Raw genomic sequence first — 15,786 nt, 5'->3', positions numbered from 1 at the left:
CCCAGTATGACGCGAACTTGAATCGACTCGCACTCAATCGCGCTTTTATCCAAAACCAAGGATTGTTTGCTTAAACACCACTAGCCTTGCAGTGCGGTCTGTTAAATATAACCATCACTACCGCTTGTACAGCACCCATATTCGTCACCGGTATCATCAGGGTTACCACCTATTTCAAGTGGCCCGATCGTTACTGTTGCGATATTTTCAGGTGGCGGTGGTGGAGGAACAAAAGGCGCAGGAGCATAAGAACCCCCTCCCCCGATATTTTCGTTGAATACAGCTATCGCAGAAGGCAAAAATTCGCCGGTTGCAGAAAACCAATTACAAGAAAGCATCTGATTACCGTACGCCACCCTCAGAGTTTCCTTGTGCACTATCTTCATATCGGGTGCACAAACGTAATCAAGGTAGTTATCCAAATCATTATTTCTAAAGAAGTCTGCAGCACTCTTTAAAACCTCCTTGAAAATGCCTGAGTCACTAATTGAGTACAAACCAGCGGCGACCCCTACAACACTAGCGGTACCTATGACTATGAATGGTGCTTCGACTAAAACAGCAAAGACAGCAATCACACCTGCAACATTCCCGATAAGACTAATCACATCACCATAACTAAATCCTTTGCCATCCCTGACATCCACTCCAATTTTCAGGAAAGTAATAGTACCGGCAACCATATTGGCTGGAATGCTCACAATCGGCACATAAGGTCCTGCCAGCTTGCTGACTGACGTCACGCTCGCTATTACAGCACCGGTTTGCGCCGTTTGGCTCACCAACACCATTCCAGTCCCATTCACTAAAAACTGGTCTGCCACCGCAGTCGCACCCGAGCCAACAGTTACACCATCGCTTACTACACCTACAATTATCTCGGCCTTCCCAGCCATATATTACTCCTTGATCACAGTTTTAAACGCAAGTGTCATTCTTACCTGATCACACTTGACGGAAGGTGATCTCGCCGCATGTGGAATTCGCCCATCGAAAACCACCACACGACGAGATTTTGGAAGCACGGCCTTAATGACATTTTCTTTCGCATCATCATAGAAAACGAGCTCTCCTCCCCAGGACGTGGGCCAGTGCTCGTTGCAGAAAACGATAACAGTCAATCCCGGATGGGTTTTGTTATCACGATGAATAATGGTGTCTTGCCCGAACGTCTGTCCGTTTGCGTAAACACCTAACAACGTCATATTGAAATCATGTAAATCTGAAAATCGCTCCCAGAAACCAACCAGAAAACGCCATGATTCATTGCCGTTCAATTCTTCCAGGCAGGACTGCCGCTCAGGGCGTCCTTTACCCGCAATGAACACGTGCCAGCAGGGCCTGACAAAGGGCAGCTCTTCATAATTTGGCCAGTTGTATCTCCAGACACCCCCCTTGAGCAAAAGGTTTATGGCGACTTCTTCGCTTTCCGTCAAAAAGTCATCAATCACATATATTCCATTATCAATGTGTTCAATTTTCATACGCTCTCCTTTTCGCTACAACCCTGTTCCAAATTCCATTCCGAACAATTATCAACAGCAAGCAAGACAATATAATTGACCACCCAATCAATACAAAATAACATCCAATGTTATTTGACCTTATCCAAAGCAATATATCTTTACGACTGATCAACAAATTGGTATCAACATCATAGACCCACCAAACAAACCGTTTAGTCCGATCTGAATCCACAGCAACCCACAATTTTTTCCCCTTCCTCAAATTCAGGTGCTGAATGTCACTCGCAGTAGCTTCAATAATGTAGTTATAGGCATCTTCACCCAGCCCGACCCTCAAATATAAAGATGACGTAGCTCTTGACTGCGAAACATCTCTATACAAATAAGCTTTTTCCATAACCAGCCGTTCCGGCAAGGGAGGAATCTCCTGTATTTCCCCATACATAAAAATAGAAGCAACAACCAGACCAACAAACAAAAATAGTAAAAGAACAACCTCACCGACCCCGGCAATATATCCAGGAGGGATATATAAATTTTTTGCACGCACACCCACCTCCAGACGCCTATCAAAAACAACATTAAACACTCACACCTGACAGGGATTGGCACCGCTCGAAACTCAGATTTTTCTCGCCGAGAAATCCAACTCTTTAAACTTTAATATTTCAGAGCGCTTAAAATTCAAAAATCCTGCGTTTTGTATTTTCTTTTCGCCCAAAAGAAACCGGAACAGATATCAACCTCATATCTGCTAACAACAATATCTCCCTATGCAAACAAATGTAACTTACCGATTTCCGATATCCCTGTAGTCCGTTTCCCAAGCACCAATAACGCTGGCCATTCACGCGTTTTTCCGAGCACAAAAAAAGCCCGCAGACAGTTACCTGTCTGCGGGCTTTTTCTTGCAGCTTGAAGCTAGAAGCTTGCCGCTGCTTTGAGCTTAGATCGCACCACGCTTGCGCAGCAGATCCAGCACTTGCTTGACGCTTTCCTCCAGCGACAGCGTTTGGGTGTCGATCACCAGATCGGCATCCAGCGGTACGTCGTACGGGAAGGACTCGCCCGGGATGTTATCGCCGGCCGCCGCGTACAGGCCTTGTGGATCTCGCTCGGCACAGACCGCAGGCGAAGCCTGGACGTAGACCGTCAGCAGACGCTCCTTGCCGATCAGTTCCTTGGCCTGTTCACGACCTTCGGAACTCGGTGCGACGAACGCCGCCAGGGTCAGCAGACCGGCTTCGTTGAACTGACGCGCAACGTGCGCGGCACGACGCCAGTTTTCGGTACGCCCGGCGCGATCCTGTGGCAGACCTTTGTTCAGGTCGTGGCGCAGGTTCTGGCCATCGAGTACAAACACCGCACGGCCCATGTCGAACAGCTTGCGCTCGACGGCATAAGCCAGGGTGCTCTTGCCAGCACCCGACAGGCCGCTGAACAACACGGTGGCCGGTTGCTGGCCGAAGCGCTGAGCGCGTTCCTCGGTGGCGACGTGGGCCAGCTTGCCGTGGTGCGTGGCGCTGCCGTGTGCCAGAGGTTGGGCGACGATCATGCCGGCGCCCACGGTGCCGTTGGTCAGGCGGTCGATGATGATGAACGCGCCGGTGGTGCGGTTGCTGTCGTAACCGTCGAGGGCAATCGGCGCATCGAGCGCGATCTTGACCTTGCCGATTTCGTTCAGCTGCAACGCGCTGGCCGGGCCTTCCTCAAGGGTGTTCACGTCGACCTTGTTGACGATGCTGGCGATGGAGCCCGGCACGTAACTGGTCGCGCGTTTGATGTCGTACTTCTTGCCCGGCAGCATCGGCTCTTCCGCCATCCACACCAGCATCGCTTCGAAGCTGTCGGTGACAGGCGGCACGTTATCGGCGTGAACCAACAGGTCGCCGCGAGAGATGTCGATTTCGTCTTCCATGGTCAGCGTCACCGCTTGACCAGGACCGGCGTGCTCCAGCTCGCCTTCGAAGGTGACAATGGATTTCACGCGGCTGCTCTTGCCCGACGGCAGGACCACGACTTCGTCGCCTTTCTTGACGATGCCGCTGGCCAGGGTGCCGGCGAAACCACGGAAGTTCAGGTTCGGACGGTTGACGTACTGCACCGGGAAACGCAGGTCGGTGAAGTTGCGATCGCCCGCCACTTCCACGGTTTCGAGAATTTCCATCAGCGACTGGCCGGTGTACCACGGCGAGCGCTCGGACTTGTTCACCACGTTGTCGCCCTTGAGGGCAGACATTGGCACGAAGTGCATGCTCGTCGGCTTCATCTTCAAGCCTTCGGCGAACTTCAGGTAGTCGGCCTTGATCGACTCGAACACGCCCTGATCGAAGTCCTTGAGGTCCATCTTGTTGATGGCGACGACGATGTGCTTGATGCCCAACAGCGAGGCAATGAAGCTGTGGCGACGGGTCTGGGTCTGCACGCCGTAACGGGCGTCGACCAGGATGATCGCCAGGTCACAGGTGGATGCACCGGTGGCCATGTTGCGGGTGTACTGCTCATGGCCAGGAGTGTCGGCGATGATGAACTTGCGCTTGGCGGTGGAGAAATAGCGGTACGCGACATCGATGGTGATGCCTTGCTCACGCTCGGCCTGCAGGCCGTCGACCAGCAACGCCAGGTCGATGTCTTCGCCGGTGGTGCCGACTTTTTTCGAGTCGCGGGTAATGGCTTCCAGGTGATCTTCGTAGATCATCTTGGAGTCGTGCAGCAGGCGCCCGATCAGGGTGCTCTTGCCGTCGTCGACGTTACCGCAGGTCAGAAAGCGCAGCAGCTCTTTACGTTCGTGCTGGCCCAGGTAGGCGAGGATGTCCTCGCTGATCAAATCAGATTGATGCGACATGACAGCCCCTTAGAAATAACCTTGACGTTTCTTGTCTTCCATCGAGCCGGCGCCATCGTGGTCGATGACACGGCCCTGGCGCTCGGAAGTTCGCGTCAGGAGCATTTCCTGAATGATGTCCGTGAGGCTTTCGGCCTCGGACTCCACCGCGCCCGTCAACGGGTAGCAGCCAAGGGTACGGAAACGCACTTTCTTTTTGACGATGCGCGCTTTGTCTTCATCGCTCAGGTGTTCGAGGATGCGCTCGTCGTCGATCATGATCAGCGTGCCGTTCTTCTCGATGACTTCACGCTCGGCGGCGAAGTACAGCGGGACGATCGGGATGCCTTCAAGGTAGATGTACTGCCAGATGTCCAGTTCGGTCCAGTTCGACAACGGGAACACACGAATGGATTCGCCCTTGTTGACCTTGCCGTTGTAGACGTTCCACAGCTCCGGGCGCTGGTTTTTCGGATCCCAGCGGTGCTTGCTGTCGCGGAACGAGTACACGCGCTCCTTGGCGCGGGATTTCTCTTCATCGCGACGGGCACCACCGAAAGCGGCGTCGAAACCATATTTGTCCAACGCCTGCTTCAGGCCTTCGGTCTTCATGATGTCGGTGTGCTTGGCACTGCCGTGGGTAAACGGGTTGATGCCTTGCGCCACGCCGTCCGGGTTCACATGAGTGATCAGGTCCAGGCCCAGCTCGGCGACCATCTTGTCGCGAAAGGCGTACATCTCCTGGAATTTCCAGCGGGTGTCGACGTGCATCACCGGAAACGGCAGCTTGCCAGGGAAAAATGCCTTGCGTGCCAGGTGCAGCATCACGGCGGAGTCTTTACCGATGGAGTACAGCATCACCGGGTTGTCGAACTCGGCGGCCACCTCGCGGATGATGTGGATGCTTTCCGCCTCCAGCTGTTTCAGATGCGTCAGTTTGTCGACCATGGCTACTCACGAAAGCTTTCTTATGAACGGCCAGCGGGCCGTGTTCGAGCGGGGAATCCTAGCACAGCGTCCTCTTCTAATCAGGACGCCGACTAGATCGAAAGAGCATATGAATATGCCCGCCTGTTTGGGCAGAACGCGCTCCCCTGCAGGAGCGAGCCTGCTCGCGATGAACCTGAGAACACCGCGGGCTGTCAGGCCCCCGGCGTTATCGTTGACGAGCATCGCGAGCAGGCTCGCTCCTACAGGGATAGCGTTTCGTCAGATGGGATTGGGGCAATCGATGAAGATGTGTTCGAGGGCAAAGCGTCGCGCCAGGTAATCCCCCAGCGCCTGAACGCCATAACGCTCGGTGGCATGGTGACCGGCGGCGATGAAGCTGATGTCGTTTTCCCGTGCGCTGTGGAAGGTTTGCTCGGAAGCCTCGCCGCTCAGGTACAGATCGACACCCGCCAGAATGGCCTGATCGATGTACCCTTGACCGCCCCCCGTGCACCAGCCGACCCGACGAATCATCTCGCTGCCCTCAATCAGCAATGGCTCGCGCCCCATGACTTCCTGGACCCTGCGGGCAAAATCCCGAGGCATCATCGGTTCACTCAATGAGCCGACCAGACCGACAATCTTCAGGTTGTCCGGATCCAGCGGGCCTTCGACGGTGATGTCCAGCTGCCGGGCCAACTGCACGTTGTTGCCGACGTCCGGGTGCAGATCCAGTGGCAGGTGATAGGACAGCAGGCTGATATCGTGCTTGAGCAACGTCTTCAAGCGACGTTGCTTCATGCCGGTGATGCACGGATTTTCGCCCTTCCAGAAGTAGCCGTGATGCACCAGCACCAGATCGGCGTTGGCTTGCACGGCAGCATCGAGCAATGCCTGGCTGGCGGTGACGCCACTGACAATGCGCATCACTTGCGGCCGGCCTTCGACCTGCAGGCCGTTGGGGCAGTAATCGGCAATTTTCGAACTGCTGAGGTAACGGTCGGCTTCTTCGACCAGGGTGCTCAGAGCGACGGCCATAAAAGACTCCTAAATATCCCGTTCAGAGGCACGCGCGGCCTCGTATAATGCGCGTCATTATGGGCGGTCCGATACCGCCTGCAACCCTCTCAGGACATGCTTAATGCTCAAGGCGCTGCGTTTTTCCGGCTGGCCGCTACTGGCCGGCGTGCTTGTCGCTCTTTTGATAATCCAGCGTTACCCGCAGTGGGTCGGGTTGCCAAGCCTCGACGTCAATCTGCAGCAAGCTCCGCAAACCACCAGCGTGCAGCAAGGTCCGGTGTCCTACGCTGACGCGGTGACCATTGCCGCGCCATCCGTGGTGAACCTGTACACCACCAAAGTCATCAACAAACCCAGCCACCCGTTGTTCGAAGACCCGCAGTTCCGCCGTTTCTTCGGCGACAACTCGCCCAAGCAGAAACGCATGGAGTCGAGCCTGGGGTCGGGCGTGATCATGAGCCCGGAAGGCTACATCCTGACCAACAACCACGTGACCAGCGGCGCCGACCAGATCGTGGTCGCGCTCAAGGACGGTCGCGAAACCCTGGCCCGGGTGATCGGCAGTGACCCGGAAACCGATCTCGCGGTGCTGAAGATCGATTTGAAGAACCTCCCTGCGATCACCGTAGGCCGTTCCGACAGCATCCGCATCGGCGACGTGGCCCTGGCCATCGGCAACCCGTTCGGTGTCGGCCAGACCGTGACCATGGGCATCATCAGTGCGACCGGGCGTAACCAGTTGGGCCTGAACAACTATGAAGACTTCATCCAGACCGACGCCGCGATCAACCCCGGCAACTCCGGTGGTGCGCTGGTGGACGCGAACGGCAACCTGACCGGCATCAACACGGCGATTTTCTCCAAGTCCGGTGGCTCCCAGGGCATCGGCTTCGCGATCCCGATCAAACTGGCGATGGAAGTGATGAAGTCGATCATCGAACATGGCCAGGTGATTCGTGGCTGGCTGGGTATTGAAGTGCAACCGTTGACCCAGGAGCTGGCGGAGTCCTTCGGTCTGTCCGGACGCCCGGGCATCGTGGTCGCCGGGATTTTCCGAGACGGCCCGGCACAGAAGGCCGGCCTGCAATTGGGCGATGTGATTCTCAGCATCGACGGCGAGCCAGCAAGCGATGGCCGTCGCTCGATGAACCAGGTCGCACGGATCAAACCGACCGACAAGGTCGTGGTTCAGGTCATACGCAACGGCAAGGAACTCAAGCTCACCGCGGAAATCGGCTTGCGTCCGCCGCCAGCGCCGGTCAAAGAGAAAGAAGAGGAGTGATACTGTCCTGGCGAGTCCTGCGGGAGCGGGACTTGCCCGAGAGGAACAATAACGCGGTGAACCAGAGACACCGCGCCGTTCCCATCGTGGGCAAACCACGCTCCCGCGGGGGTTTAGAGCTCGCCCAGGCCGTCGATCAGCGCCTGATTCTGCTCTGGCGTGCCGATCGAAATCCGCAGGAACTGGGCAATCCGCTCCTGCTTGAAGTGCCGCACAATCACACCCTGCTCACGCAGCTTGGCCGCCAGGCCCGCCGCATCGTGATTGGGGTGACGGGCGAAAATGAAGTTCGCTGCCGACGGCAACACTTCAAAACCCTTCGTCTGCAACTGTGCAATCACCTGCTCGCGATTCTCGATGACCAGCCGGCAGGTCTTGTCGAAGTACTCACGATCTTCAAACGCAGCCGCCGCGCCGACATTCGCCATCCGGTCCAGCGGGTAGGAGTTGAAGCTGTTCTTGATCCGCTCCAGCGCCTCGATCAGGTCCGGATGCCCCACCGCCAGGCCAACCCGCAGACCGGCAAGTGAACGGGACTTGGACAGTGTCTGGGTCACCAGCAGGTTTGGATAACGATCTACCAGGCTGATTGCCGTTTCGCCGCCGAAGTCGATGTAAGCCTCATCCACCACGACCACCGAATCCGGGCTGGCCTTGAGGATCTGTTCAATGGCATCGAGGGCCAACAGGCAACCGGTTGGCGCGTTCGGGTTAGGGAAAATGATCCCGCCGTTCGGCCTGGCGTAGTCCGCCGGATTGATCTGGAAATGTTCGTCCAGCGGCACCGCATCAAACTGGATGCCGTACAGGCCGCAGTAGACCGGATAGAAGCTGTAGCTGATGTCCGGGAACAGCAGCGGCTGATCGTGCTGCAGCAAACCGTGGAAAATATGCGCCAGGACTTCATCGGAACCGTTACCGAGGAACACCTGGTTGGTCTGCACGCCGTAATACCGGGCGACCGCGCACTTGAGCAGATCGCTGTTCGGATCCGGGTACAAACGCAAATTGTCGTTCAGCTCCGCCTGCATGGCGGCCAGCGCTTTGGGCGATGGACCGTACGGGTTTTCGTTGGTGTTGAGCTTCACCAGTTTTGCCAGTTTCGGCTGTTCGCCCGGTACGTACGGCACCAGATTCTTGACGAACGGGCTCCAGAATTTACTCATGCTCAGTTCCCCTTCTTGTCGACAAGGATGCGGTATTCGGCGCTGCGGGCGTGAGCGGTCAGCGACTCGCCACGGGCCAGCACGGAAGCGGTTTTGCCCAGCTCGGACGCACCCTGCTCGGAGCAGAAGATGATCGACGAACGTTTCTGGAAGTCATACACCCCCAGCGGCGAAGAGAAACGTGCAGTGCCGGAAGTCGGCAGCACGTGGTTCGGGCCGGCGCAGTAGTCGCCCAGGGCTTCAGAGGTGTGACGCCCCATGAAGATCGCACCGGCGTGACGGATCTGCGGCAGCCAGGCTTGCGGATCGGCCACCGACAACTCCAGGTGCTCCGGCGCGATACGGTTGGCGACTTCGATGGCTTGGGCCATATCGCTCACCTTGATCAACGCACCCCGACCATTGATCGAAGTTTCGATGATTTGCGCGCGTTCCATGGTCGGCATCAGCTTGGCGATGCTGGCGGCCACTTTGTCGAGGAATTCGGCGTCGGGGCTGACCAGAATCGCCTGGGCGTCTTCATCGTGTTCGGCCTGGGAGAACAGGTCCATGGCGATCCAGTCCGGATCGGTCTGACCGTCACACACCACGAGGATCTCGGACGGCCCGGCGATCATGTCGATGCCGACCTGACCGAACACGTGGCGCTTGGCTGTGGCGACATAGATGTTGCCCGGCCCGACCACTTTGTCGACCTTCGGCACGCTTTCGGTGCCGTAGGCCAGCGCGGCGACAGCTTGTGCGCCGCCAATGGTGAACACACGGTCAACGCCAGCGATGCAGGCGGCGGCCAGCACCAGCTCATTGATCTCGCCACGCGGAGTCGGCACCACCATGACCACTTCGGTCACACCGGCAACCTTGGCCGGAATGGCGTTCATCAATACTGACGACGGGTACGACGCCTTGCCACCCGGCACATACAGGCCGGCGCGGTCCAGCGGCGTGACCTTCTGGCCCAGCACGGTGCCGTCGGCTTCGGTGTAGGTCCAGGAGTCCTGTTTCTGCTTTTCGTGGTAGCTGCGCACGCGGGCCGCGGCTTTTTCCAGGGCTTCGCGCTGCGCTACGGTGATGCGGGTGAGCGCCAGTTCCAGACGTTCGCGCGGCAGAATCAGATCGGCCATGGAGGCGACATCGAGCCCATCGAACTGACGGGTGAATTCCACCAGCGCGGCATCGCCACGCTCGCGCACGGCCTTGATGATGTCCAGCACCCGCTGATTGACCGAGTCGTCAGACACACTTTCCCAGCTCAGCAGATGATCCAGATGATGTGCGAAATCCGGGTCAGCAGCGTTGAGTCGGCGAATTGCAGTCGGTGCGGTCATAGCGAGAGCCTCATAGGATTGGCAAAAAACTCAGGCGCCCGAAGCTAACATTCGATCCGCTTGGGCACCTGAGAATTCTGGCTATGAGGCGGATAGACGGCGCGACTCAAGGTCGCGCAAGTGAATCAGCCGCGGTGTCGAGACTCCACTGCCTTGCGCAGGGTGTCGATCAACGCCTGGATACGGGCGTGTTGCATCTTCATCGAAGCTTTGTTGACGATCAGCCGAGAGCTGATGGCAGCAATGAAATCCTGTGGCTCCAGGCCATTGGCCCGCAGCGTGTTACCGGTGTCGACCACGTCGATGATCTTGTCGGCCAGGCCGATCAGCGGCGCCAGCTCCATCGAACCGTATAGCTTGATGATGTCGACCTGACGACCCTGCTCGGCGTAGTAACGCTTGGCAACGTTGACGAACTTGGTGGCGATACGCAGGCGACCCTTGGGCTCGACTGCGCCGACCTTGCCAGCGGTCATCAGCTTGCACTGGGCAATTTGCAGGTCCAGTGGCTCGTACAGGCCCTGGCCGCCGTATTCCATCAGCACGTCCTTGCCGGCGACACCCAGGTCGGCGGCCCCATGCTCGACATAAGTCGGCACGTCGGTGGCACGCACGATCAGCAGGCGTACATCTTCCTGGGTCGTGGGGATGATCAGCTTGCGGCTCTTGTCCGGATTCTCGGTCGGCACGATGCCCGCTTCGGCCAGAAGCGGCAAGGTGTCGTCAAGGATGCGGCCCTTGGACAGTGCAATGGTCAACATGGGAAACGTCAGTCCTTATCAAGGTACTCATGTCCGGTCGCAAACGGCGCCGGACACACGTCGAGCCGGAATCCGGCTCGACTTCAACAATTCAACGGGCATGTCCTTATGCCCATGCAGCAGGAACTAGCCCGGTACGCGGCGGATCCTGGCGCCGAGCATCTGCAGTTTCTCTTCGATGCATTCGTAACCACGGTCGATGTGGTAGATGCGATCGATCAGGGTGTCGCCTTCGGCGATCAGCGCCGAGATGACCAGGCTGGCCGAAGCACGCAGGTCGGTCGCCATGACTGGCGCGCCCTTGAGTTTTTCGGTGCCGGTCACGATGGCGGTGTTGCCCTCGACCTGGATCTTGGCGCCCATGCGGTGCAGTTCGTAAACGTGCATGAAGCGGTTTTCGAAGATCGTCTCGATCACGGCGCCCGTGCCTTCGGCAATGGCGTTGAGGGAGATGAACTGCGCTTGCATGTCAGTCGGGAACGCCGGATACGGCGCGGTACGCACGTTGACGGCTTTCGGCCGCTTGCCGTGCATGTTCAGCTCGATCCAGTCTTCGCCGCAGGTGATTTCGGCGCCCGCTTCGCGGAGTTTTTCCAGGACGGCTTCGAGAATGGTCGGATCGGTGTCCTTGACCTTCACGCGACCGCCAGTCACGGCAGCGGCGACCAGATAGGTGCCGGTCTCGATACGGTCAGGCATCACTTTGTAAGTGGTCGGGTGCAAACGCTCGACGCCATCGATGGTGATGGTGTCGGTGCCGGCTCCGGAAACCTTGGCGCCCATGGCGTTCAGGAAGTTCGCCAGGTCGACGACCTCAGGCTCGCGTGCGGCGTTGGCCAGTACACTGCGGCCATTAGCCAGAGCGGCGGCCATCATGATGTTCTCGGTACCGGTCACGCTGACGGTGTCGAAGAAAAAGTGCGCGCCACGCAGGCCGCCTTCCGGTGCCTTGGCCTTGATGTAGCCGCCTTCGACGTCAATGACCGCGCCCATGGCTTCGAGGCCACGGATGTGCAGGTCCACCGGACGCGAACCGATGGCGCAACCGCCAGGCAATGCGACTTCGGCTTCACCGAAACGGGCAACCATCGGACCCAGTACCAGAATCGACGCACGCATGGTTTTCACCAGTTCGTACGGAGCGATCAGGGTCTTGATGGTGCGCGGGTCGATTTCGACGGCCAGCTTCTCGTCGATGACCGGCTCGATGCCCATGCGACCGAACAGCTCGATCATGGTGGTGATGTCGTGCAGGTGCGGCAGGTTGGCCACAGTCACAGGGCCATCGCACAGAAGCGTCGCTGCCAGGATCGGCAGGGCAGAGTTCTTTGCCCCGGAGATGCGGATTTCGCCGTCAAGACGAGCTCCACCAGTAATAATCAATTTATCCATAAGAATCTCGACGCCCTTGGGCTCAGGTGCGCTCGGCCCAGGCCGCGCTGCTGAAAAATTTCATAGTGACCGCATGGATGCTGCCGTCGGTGATCCACGGGTTCAAATGGGCATAGATCTGCTGCTGACGCTTGACCGGGCTCAATGCCGCCAGTTCATCGCTAATCACGTTCAGCTGGAAATTGCAGCCTTCGCCCTCAACTTCTACCTGAGTTCCTGGCAACTTTCCTTCAAGGAAGCTCTTCACTTCGGTGGCCTGCATGCTCAACCTCAATCGGCGCCCTGTGCGCGCGGGTCGGACATCATACAAAAAAGCCCCGCGCCTGCGAACCCCGCGAAGCAGGACTCTGACGGGGGGCTTCTTTATCGATGCGGGTTACGGATGCGCCAACAGCTCGGTCAGCTCACTGACCTGGGCAATTTCGCGCATGTCTTCGGGCATCCCGCGGATGCTCAGCGCCTTGCCGGCCGCCTCGGCATCACGCATGAAGCACAGCAGCAAGGACAGGCCGACACTGCTGGACTTCTCTACCGCCGAACAGTCAACCACCAACGCCGCAGCCTTGCTGGACTTGATCAGCGCCTGCCCCTGCTTGCGCAGGTCAGGGCCGGTGCGGTAATCCAGCACGCCGCTGAGCTTCAGCTCGCCGGCTTCGTCCATCTGGACTGCCGACTCACTCATTGCGCTTGCTGCCCGGAGGATTTCTCGGTGGATTCCTTGGCTTTGGCGACTTCGCCGGCCCAACCGTTGATCGTCTTGTCCAGGTTGTTGCCATTGCGCTGCATCGCATCGGCGAACTGATCGCGGAACAGCTTGCCGATGTTGATGCCGTTGATGATGACGTTGCGCAGCTTCCACTCGCCATTGATCTTCTCGAGCGTGTACTGCACTGGATAAATCGCGCCATTGCTGCCCTTGACGGTCATGCCGACGCTGGTGCGATCGCCCGACTCATCCTTGGCCGGGTCAACGACGATCCCCTGGTTGTTGTACTCAAGCAGCGCATTGCCGTAGAACTGGAACAGACCTTTCTTGAAGTTTTCTTCAAAGGTTTTCATCTGTTGAGGTGTCGCTTTACGCGAATACTTGACCGTCATGATGCTCTTGGAGATGCCCTCGGCATCCACCACGGGGCCGACGATGGTGTTCAGCGCCGTATAAAAGTCATTCGGGTCCTTCTTGTACTTTTCTTTATTGGCCGCCAGGTCGGCAAGCAACCGATTGGTGGTGTCCTGTACCAGATCGTGCGCGGAAGGCGCCGCCACGGCGTTAGCTACCAACGGCAGCGCCGCGAGCAATACCAACAGGCCACGTCGCAAGATAGAGATCATTTAACAACTCCTCATTTGGCGTCTTTGCTAACGGTATTGAGCAGGAATTTACCGATCAGGTCTTCCAGCACCAGCGACGACTGGGTGTCATGGATGGTCCCGCCATCCTTGAGCAGGGCTTCTTCCCCGCCCACGCTGATACCGATGTACTTCTCGCCCAACAGGCCAGCGGTCAGGATGGATGCAGTGGAGTCGACCGGCAGGTTATCCACGCGCTTTTCCACCTGCATGGTCACTCGACCGGTGAACGTGTCGCGATCCAGATCAATTGCAGTGACCTTGCCGATGGTGACACCGGCCATGGTCACTTTGGCTCTGACCGTCAAACCGGCGATATTGTCGAAGTATGCATAAAGTTTATAGGTATCGGTGCTCGGGCTTGGCGACAGCCCACTGACCCGCAGCGCCAGCAACAGCAAAGCCAGGATGCCAGCCAGCAAGAAAAGGCCGACACCGATTTCCAGGGTGCGGTTTTGCATCAGAAATCTCCAAACATCAAGGCGGTCAAAATAAAGTCCAGGCCGAGCACTGCCAAAGAGGCATACACCACGGTCTTGGTAGTGGCACGACTGATCCCCTCGGAAGTGGGCTCGCAGTCATAGCCTTGGAATACGGCGATCCAGGTCACGACAAAGGCGAAGACGATGCTCTTGATGATGCCGTTGAGCACGTCATCAGAGAACGTCACGCTGTTTTGCATGTTCGACCAGTAGGAGCCTTCATAGACGCCCAACCAGTCGACGGCCACCCACGAACCGCCCCAAATGCCCACCACGCTGAAAATCATTGCCAGCACCGGCAGGGAAATGAAGCCGGCCCAAAGGCGCGGGGCAATGATGTACTTGAGCGGGTCGACCCCGATCATTTCCAGACTGGACAGCTGTTCGGTGGATTTCATGTTGCCGATTTCCGCCGTCAGCGCCGAACCGGCACGCCCGGCGAACAGCAAGGCAGTCACCACAGGCCCCAGTTCGCGCAGCAACGTCAGCGCCACCATCTGGCCGACCGCCTGCTCCGAACCGTAGCTGGACAGAATGTTGAAACCTTGCAGCGCCAGCACCATGCCGATGAACACGCCGGAGACCACAATGATCACCAGGGACATCACGCCCACCGAGTGCAGCTGCTTGACCAACAGGCCAAAACCGCCACCAATACCGCCTCGCCCCAGAAGCGCGTGAAACAGAAACAGTGCCGAACGTCCGAACACCGCCAGCACGTCGATGCCGGCCTGGCCGAATCGGCGCACTCGTTCCAGTAATGAAATCTTGCGCATCAACGCTTCCCCAGAAGATCTGCGCGGTAGTCCGTCGCTGGAAAGTGATAGGGAACCGGACCGTCCGGATCGCCAGTCATGAATTGACGGATACGCGGCTCCTCAGAGTTCATCAGTTCGTCAGGCGTGCCCTGCCCCAACACCTGCCCGTCACCCACCACATAGATGTAATCGGCAATGCTCGCGGTTTCGGCCAGGTCATGGGAAACCACGATACTGGTGATACCCAGCGCATCGTTGAGCAAGCGGATCAGGCGCACCAGTACGCCCATGGCGATAGGGTCCTGGCCAACGAAAGGCTCGTCATACATGAGAATTTGCGGATCGAGTGCAATCGCCCGGGCCAGCGCGACACGGCGTTTCATGCCGCCGGACAGCTCGTCGGGCATCAGGTCGATGGCGCCCCGCAGGCCGACGGCCTGCAATTTGAGCAGGACGATATCGCGGATCATTTCGTCCGGCAGCTCGGTGTGGACACGCAGCGGAAAAGCGACGTTCTCGAACACATCGAGATCGGTAAACAGTGCGCCGCTCTGAAACAGCACGCCCATGTGCTTGCGGGCGTCGAACAGATCGCTGCGCGACAGCTTTGGCAGGTTCTGGCCATTGACCCAGACTTCGCCGATGGTGGGCCGCAATTGCGCGCCCATCAACCGCAAGAGCGTGGTCTTGCCACACCCGGAAGGCCCCATGATGCCGGTGACCTTGCCGCGGGGAATACGGATATCGACGTTATTGAAAATGCTGCGCGCACCGCGCTTGAAGGTCAGTCCCTTCAGCTCGACCGCGTAGGCGTTATCGGCACTCATCTAAACTCCTTGCGATGCAGCCTCTCACTCGGACGCCTGGCTTTCTGACAAAAGCACATCTCCCCGGGCGGGCCGAACTGGCGGCGAACTATATCACTGCAAAGGCCACGCGCCCAAGGCCAATGCCGGGCCTTATTCAGCAAGATGACAGGTGAGAATGCTTATTTAGAGGGATTGGAGAGCCGGGAATGATAATGCGC

The 15,786-nt window shown here is 57.8% G+C and carries 17 protein-coding genes; 1 reads left to right on the top strand and 16 read right to left on the bottom strand.

Annotation, left to right across the window (positions count from 1 at the left end; translation table 11 throughout):
* Positions 1-101: 101 nt before the first annotated feature.
* The 6 genes from ACGJAX_RS10470 to ACGJAX_RS10445 all read right to left on the bottom strand — a co-directional run bounded on the left by ACGJAX_RS10470 (position 102) and on the right by ACGJAX_RS10445 (position 6,258).
* Positions 102-896, bottom strand: coding sequence for a hypothetical protein (locus tag ACGJAX_RS10470; RefSeq protein WP_390958757.1), 795 nt, complete (start codon positions 894-896; stop codon positions 102-104).
* 3 nt (positions 897-899) lie between these two features.
* A complete protein-coding gene (locus ACGJAX_RS10465; protein WP_390958755.1) occupies positions 900-1,484 on the bottom strand; it encodes a 2OG-Fe(II) oxygenase in 585 nt (194 codons plus the stop codon).
* Entirely contained in the window at positions 1,474-2,016 is a 543-nt protein-coding gene (locus ACGJAX_RS10460) for a hypothetical protein (RefSeq protein ID WP_390958754.1), read from the bottom strand. The genes ACGJAX_RS10465 and ACGJAX_RS10460 overlap by 11 nt, the downstream gene beginning before the upstream one ends.
* A gap of 396 nt (positions 2,017-2,412) precedes the next feature.
* Positions 2,413-4,311, bottom strand: coding sequence for a sulfate adenylyltransferase subunit CysN (gene cysN, locus ACGJAX_RS10455; protein WP_247255994.1), 1,899 nt, complete (start codon positions 4,309-4,311; stop codon positions 2,413-2,415).
* Between the two features lie 9 nt (positions 4,312-4,320).
* Positions 4,321-5,238 carry a sulfate adenylyltransferase subunit CysD gene (gene cysD / locus ACGJAX_RS10450; RefSeq protein WP_090316153.1) on the bottom strand — a complete coding sequence of 306 codons (918 nt, stop codon included), beginning with the start codon at positions 5,236-5,238 and terminating at the stop codon, positions 4,321-4,323.
* Between the two features lie 261 nt (positions 5,239-5,499).
* Positions 5,500-6,258: a Nif3-like dinuclear metal center hexameric protein gene (locus ACGJAX_RS10445; RefSeq protein ID WP_090316150.1), complete on the bottom strand. Its 759-nt coding sequence runs from the start codon at positions 6,256-6,258 to the stop codon at positions 5,500-5,502.
* A gap of 103 nt (positions 6,259-6,361) precedes the next feature.
* Between ACGJAX_RS10445 and algW the strand changes: the two genes are divergently transcribed.
* Positions 6,362-7,522: a Do family serine endopeptidase AlgW gene (gene algW, locus ACGJAX_RS10440; RefSeq protein WP_247255995.1), complete on the top strand. Its 1,161-nt coding sequence runs from the start codon at positions 6,362-6,364 to the stop codon at positions 7,520-7,522.
* A gap of 113 nt (positions 7,523-7,635) precedes the next feature.
* Here algW and hisC read toward each other — a convergent pair whose 3' ends face one another.
* From hisC to ACGJAX_RS10390, 10 genes are all read right to left on the bottom strand, one after another.
* Positions 7,636-8,688, bottom strand: coding sequence for a histidinol-phosphate transaminase (hisC, locus tag ACGJAX_RS10435; protein WP_390958751.1), 1,053 nt, complete (start codon positions 8,686-8,688; stop codon positions 7,636-7,638).
* A gap of 2 nt (positions 8,689-8,690) precedes the next feature.
* Positions 8,691-10,016 (bottom strand): histidinol dehydrogenase, encoded by a 1,326-nt coding sequence (gene hisD / locus ACGJAX_RS10430; protein WP_390958749.1) that lies wholly within the window; start codon positions 10,014-10,016, stop codon positions 8,691-8,693.
* Positions 10,017-10,141: 125 nt separating this feature from the next.
* A complete protein-coding gene (gene hisG, locus ACGJAX_RS10425) occupies positions 10,142-10,777 on the bottom strand; it encodes an ATP phosphoribosyltransferase (protein WP_008018703.1) in 636 nt (211 codons plus the stop codon).
* Between the two features lie 126 nt (positions 10,778-10,903).
* Positions 10,904-12,169, bottom strand: a complete 1,266-nt coding sequence (murA, locus tag ACGJAX_RS10420) for a UDP-N-acetylglucosamine 1-carboxyvinyltransferase (protein ID WP_390958747.1) — start codon at positions 12,167-12,169, stop codon at positions 10,904-10,906.
* Between the two features lie 22 nt (positions 12,170-12,191).
* Positions 12,192-12,431: a BolA family protein gene (locus ACGJAX_RS10415; protein WP_047537750.1), complete on the bottom strand. Its 240-nt coding sequence runs from the start codon at positions 12,429-12,431 to the stop codon at positions 12,192-12,194.
* A gap of 114 nt (positions 12,432-12,545) precedes the next feature.
* The gene (locus ACGJAX_RS10410) at positions 12,546-12,851 is read right to left on the bottom strand and encodes a lipid asymmetry maintenance protein MlaB (RefSeq protein WP_247255997.1); all 306 of its coding nucleotides are present in this window, start codon (positions 12,849-12,851) and stop codon (positions 12,546-12,548) included.
* Entirely contained in the window at positions 12,848-13,501 is a 654-nt protein-coding gene (locus ACGJAX_RS10405; protein ID WP_247255998.1) for a phospholipid-binding protein MlaC, read from the bottom strand. Before ACGJAX_RS10405 ends, ACGJAX_RS10410 begins: the two co-directional genes overlap by 4 nt.
* 11 nt (positions 13,502-13,512) lie before the next feature.
* Entirely contained in the window at positions 13,513-13,980 is a 468-nt protein-coding gene (mlaD, locus tag ACGJAX_RS10400) for an outer membrane lipid asymmetry maintenance protein MlaD (protein WP_247255999.1), read from the bottom strand.
* Positions 13,980-14,777 carry a lipid asymmetry maintenance ABC transporter permease subunit MlaE gene (gene mlaE / locus ACGJAX_RS10395; RefSeq protein ID WP_090316126.1) on the bottom strand — a complete coding sequence of 266 codons (798 nt, stop codon included), beginning with the start codon at positions 14,775-14,777 and terminating at the stop codon, positions 13,980-13,982. Before mlaE ends, mlaD begins: the two co-directional genes overlap by 1 nt.
* Positions 14,777-15,586 carry an ATP-binding cassette domain-containing protein gene (locus ACGJAX_RS10390; protein ID WP_090316124.1) on the bottom strand — a complete coding sequence of 270 codons (810 nt, stop codon included), beginning with the start codon at positions 15,584-15,586 and terminating at the stop codon, positions 14,777-14,779. Before ACGJAX_RS10390 ends, mlaE begins: the two co-directional genes overlap by 1 nt.
* Between the last annotated feature and the right edge of the window lie 200 nt (positions 15,587-15,786).

Origin of the sequence: Pseudomonas moorei, from assembly GCF_042846945.1 — a bacterium.
Lineage (GTDB): Bacteria > Pseudomonadota > Gammaproteobacteria > Pseudomonadales > Pseudomonadaceae > Aquipseudomonas > Aquipseudomonas moorei.
Note: the sequence above shows the minus strand (reverse complement) of the source record. Positions and strands in the feature narration are given on the sequence as shown.

Bases quoted from the DNA above. Each gene is read 5' to 3' on its own strand.
- cysN (WP_247255994.1), bottom strand. From the start codon at position 4,311: ATGTCGCATCAATCTGATTTGATCAGCGAGGACATCCTCGCCTACCTG.
- ACGJAX_RS10390 (WP_090316124.1), bottom strand. From the start codon at position 15,586: ATGAGTGCCGATAACGCCTACGCGGTCGAGCTGAAGGGACTGACCTTC.
- ACGJAX_RS10465 (WP_390958755.1), bottom strand. From the start codon at position 1,484: ATGAAAATTGAACACATTGATAATGGAATATATGTGATTGATGACTTT.
- ACGJAX_RS10415 (WP_047537750.1), bottom strand. From the start codon at position 12,431: ATGCAGGCCACCGAAGTGAAGAGCTTCCTTGAAGGAAAGTTGCCAGGA.
- hisC (WP_390958751.1), bottom strand. From the start codon at position 8,688: ATGAGTAAATTCTGGAGCCCGTTCGTCAAGAATCTGGTGCCGTACGTA.
- algW (WP_247255995.1), top strand. From the start codon at position 6,362: ATGCTCAAGGCGCTGCGTTTTTCCGGCTGGCCGCTACTGGCCGGCGTG.
- hisG (WP_008018703.1), bottom strand. From the start codon at position 10,777: ATGTTGACCATTGCACTGTCCAAGGGCCGCATCCTTGACGACACCTTG.
- mlaD (WP_247255999.1), bottom strand. From the start codon at position 13,980: ATGCAAAACCGCACCCTGGAAATCGGTGTCGGCCTTTTCTTGCTGGCT.
- murA (WP_390958747.1), bottom strand. From the start codon at position 12,169: ATGGATAAATTGATTATTACTGGTGGAGCTCGTCTTGACGGCGAAATC.
- ACGJAX_RS10445 (WP_090316150.1), bottom strand. From the start codon at position 6,258: ATGGCCGTCGCTCTGAGCACCCTGGTCGAAGAAGCCGACCGTTACCTC.
- ACGJAX_RS10410 (WP_247255997.1), bottom strand. From the start codon at position 12,851: ATGAGTGAGTCGGCAGTCCAGATGGACGAAGCCGGCGAGCTGAAGCTC.
- ACGJAX_RS10470 (WP_390958757.1), bottom strand. From the start codon at position 896: ATGGCTGGGAAGGCCGAGATAATTGTAGGTGTAGTAAGCGATGGTGTA.
- mlaE (WP_090316126.1), bottom strand. From the start codon at position 14,777: ATGCGCAAGATTTCATTACTGGAACGAGTGCGCCGATTCGGCCAGGCC.
- cysD (WP_090316153.1), bottom strand. From the start codon at position 5,238: ATGGTCGACAAACTGACGCATCTGAAACAGCTGGAGGCGGAAAGCATC.
- ACGJAX_RS10405 (WP_247255998.1), bottom strand. From the start codon at position 13,501: ATGATCTCTATCTTGCGACGTGGCCTGTTGGTATTGCTCGCGGCGCTG.
- hisD (WP_390958749.1), bottom strand. From the start codon at position 10,016: ATGACCGCACCGACTGCAATTCGCCGACTCAACGCTGCTGACCCGGAT.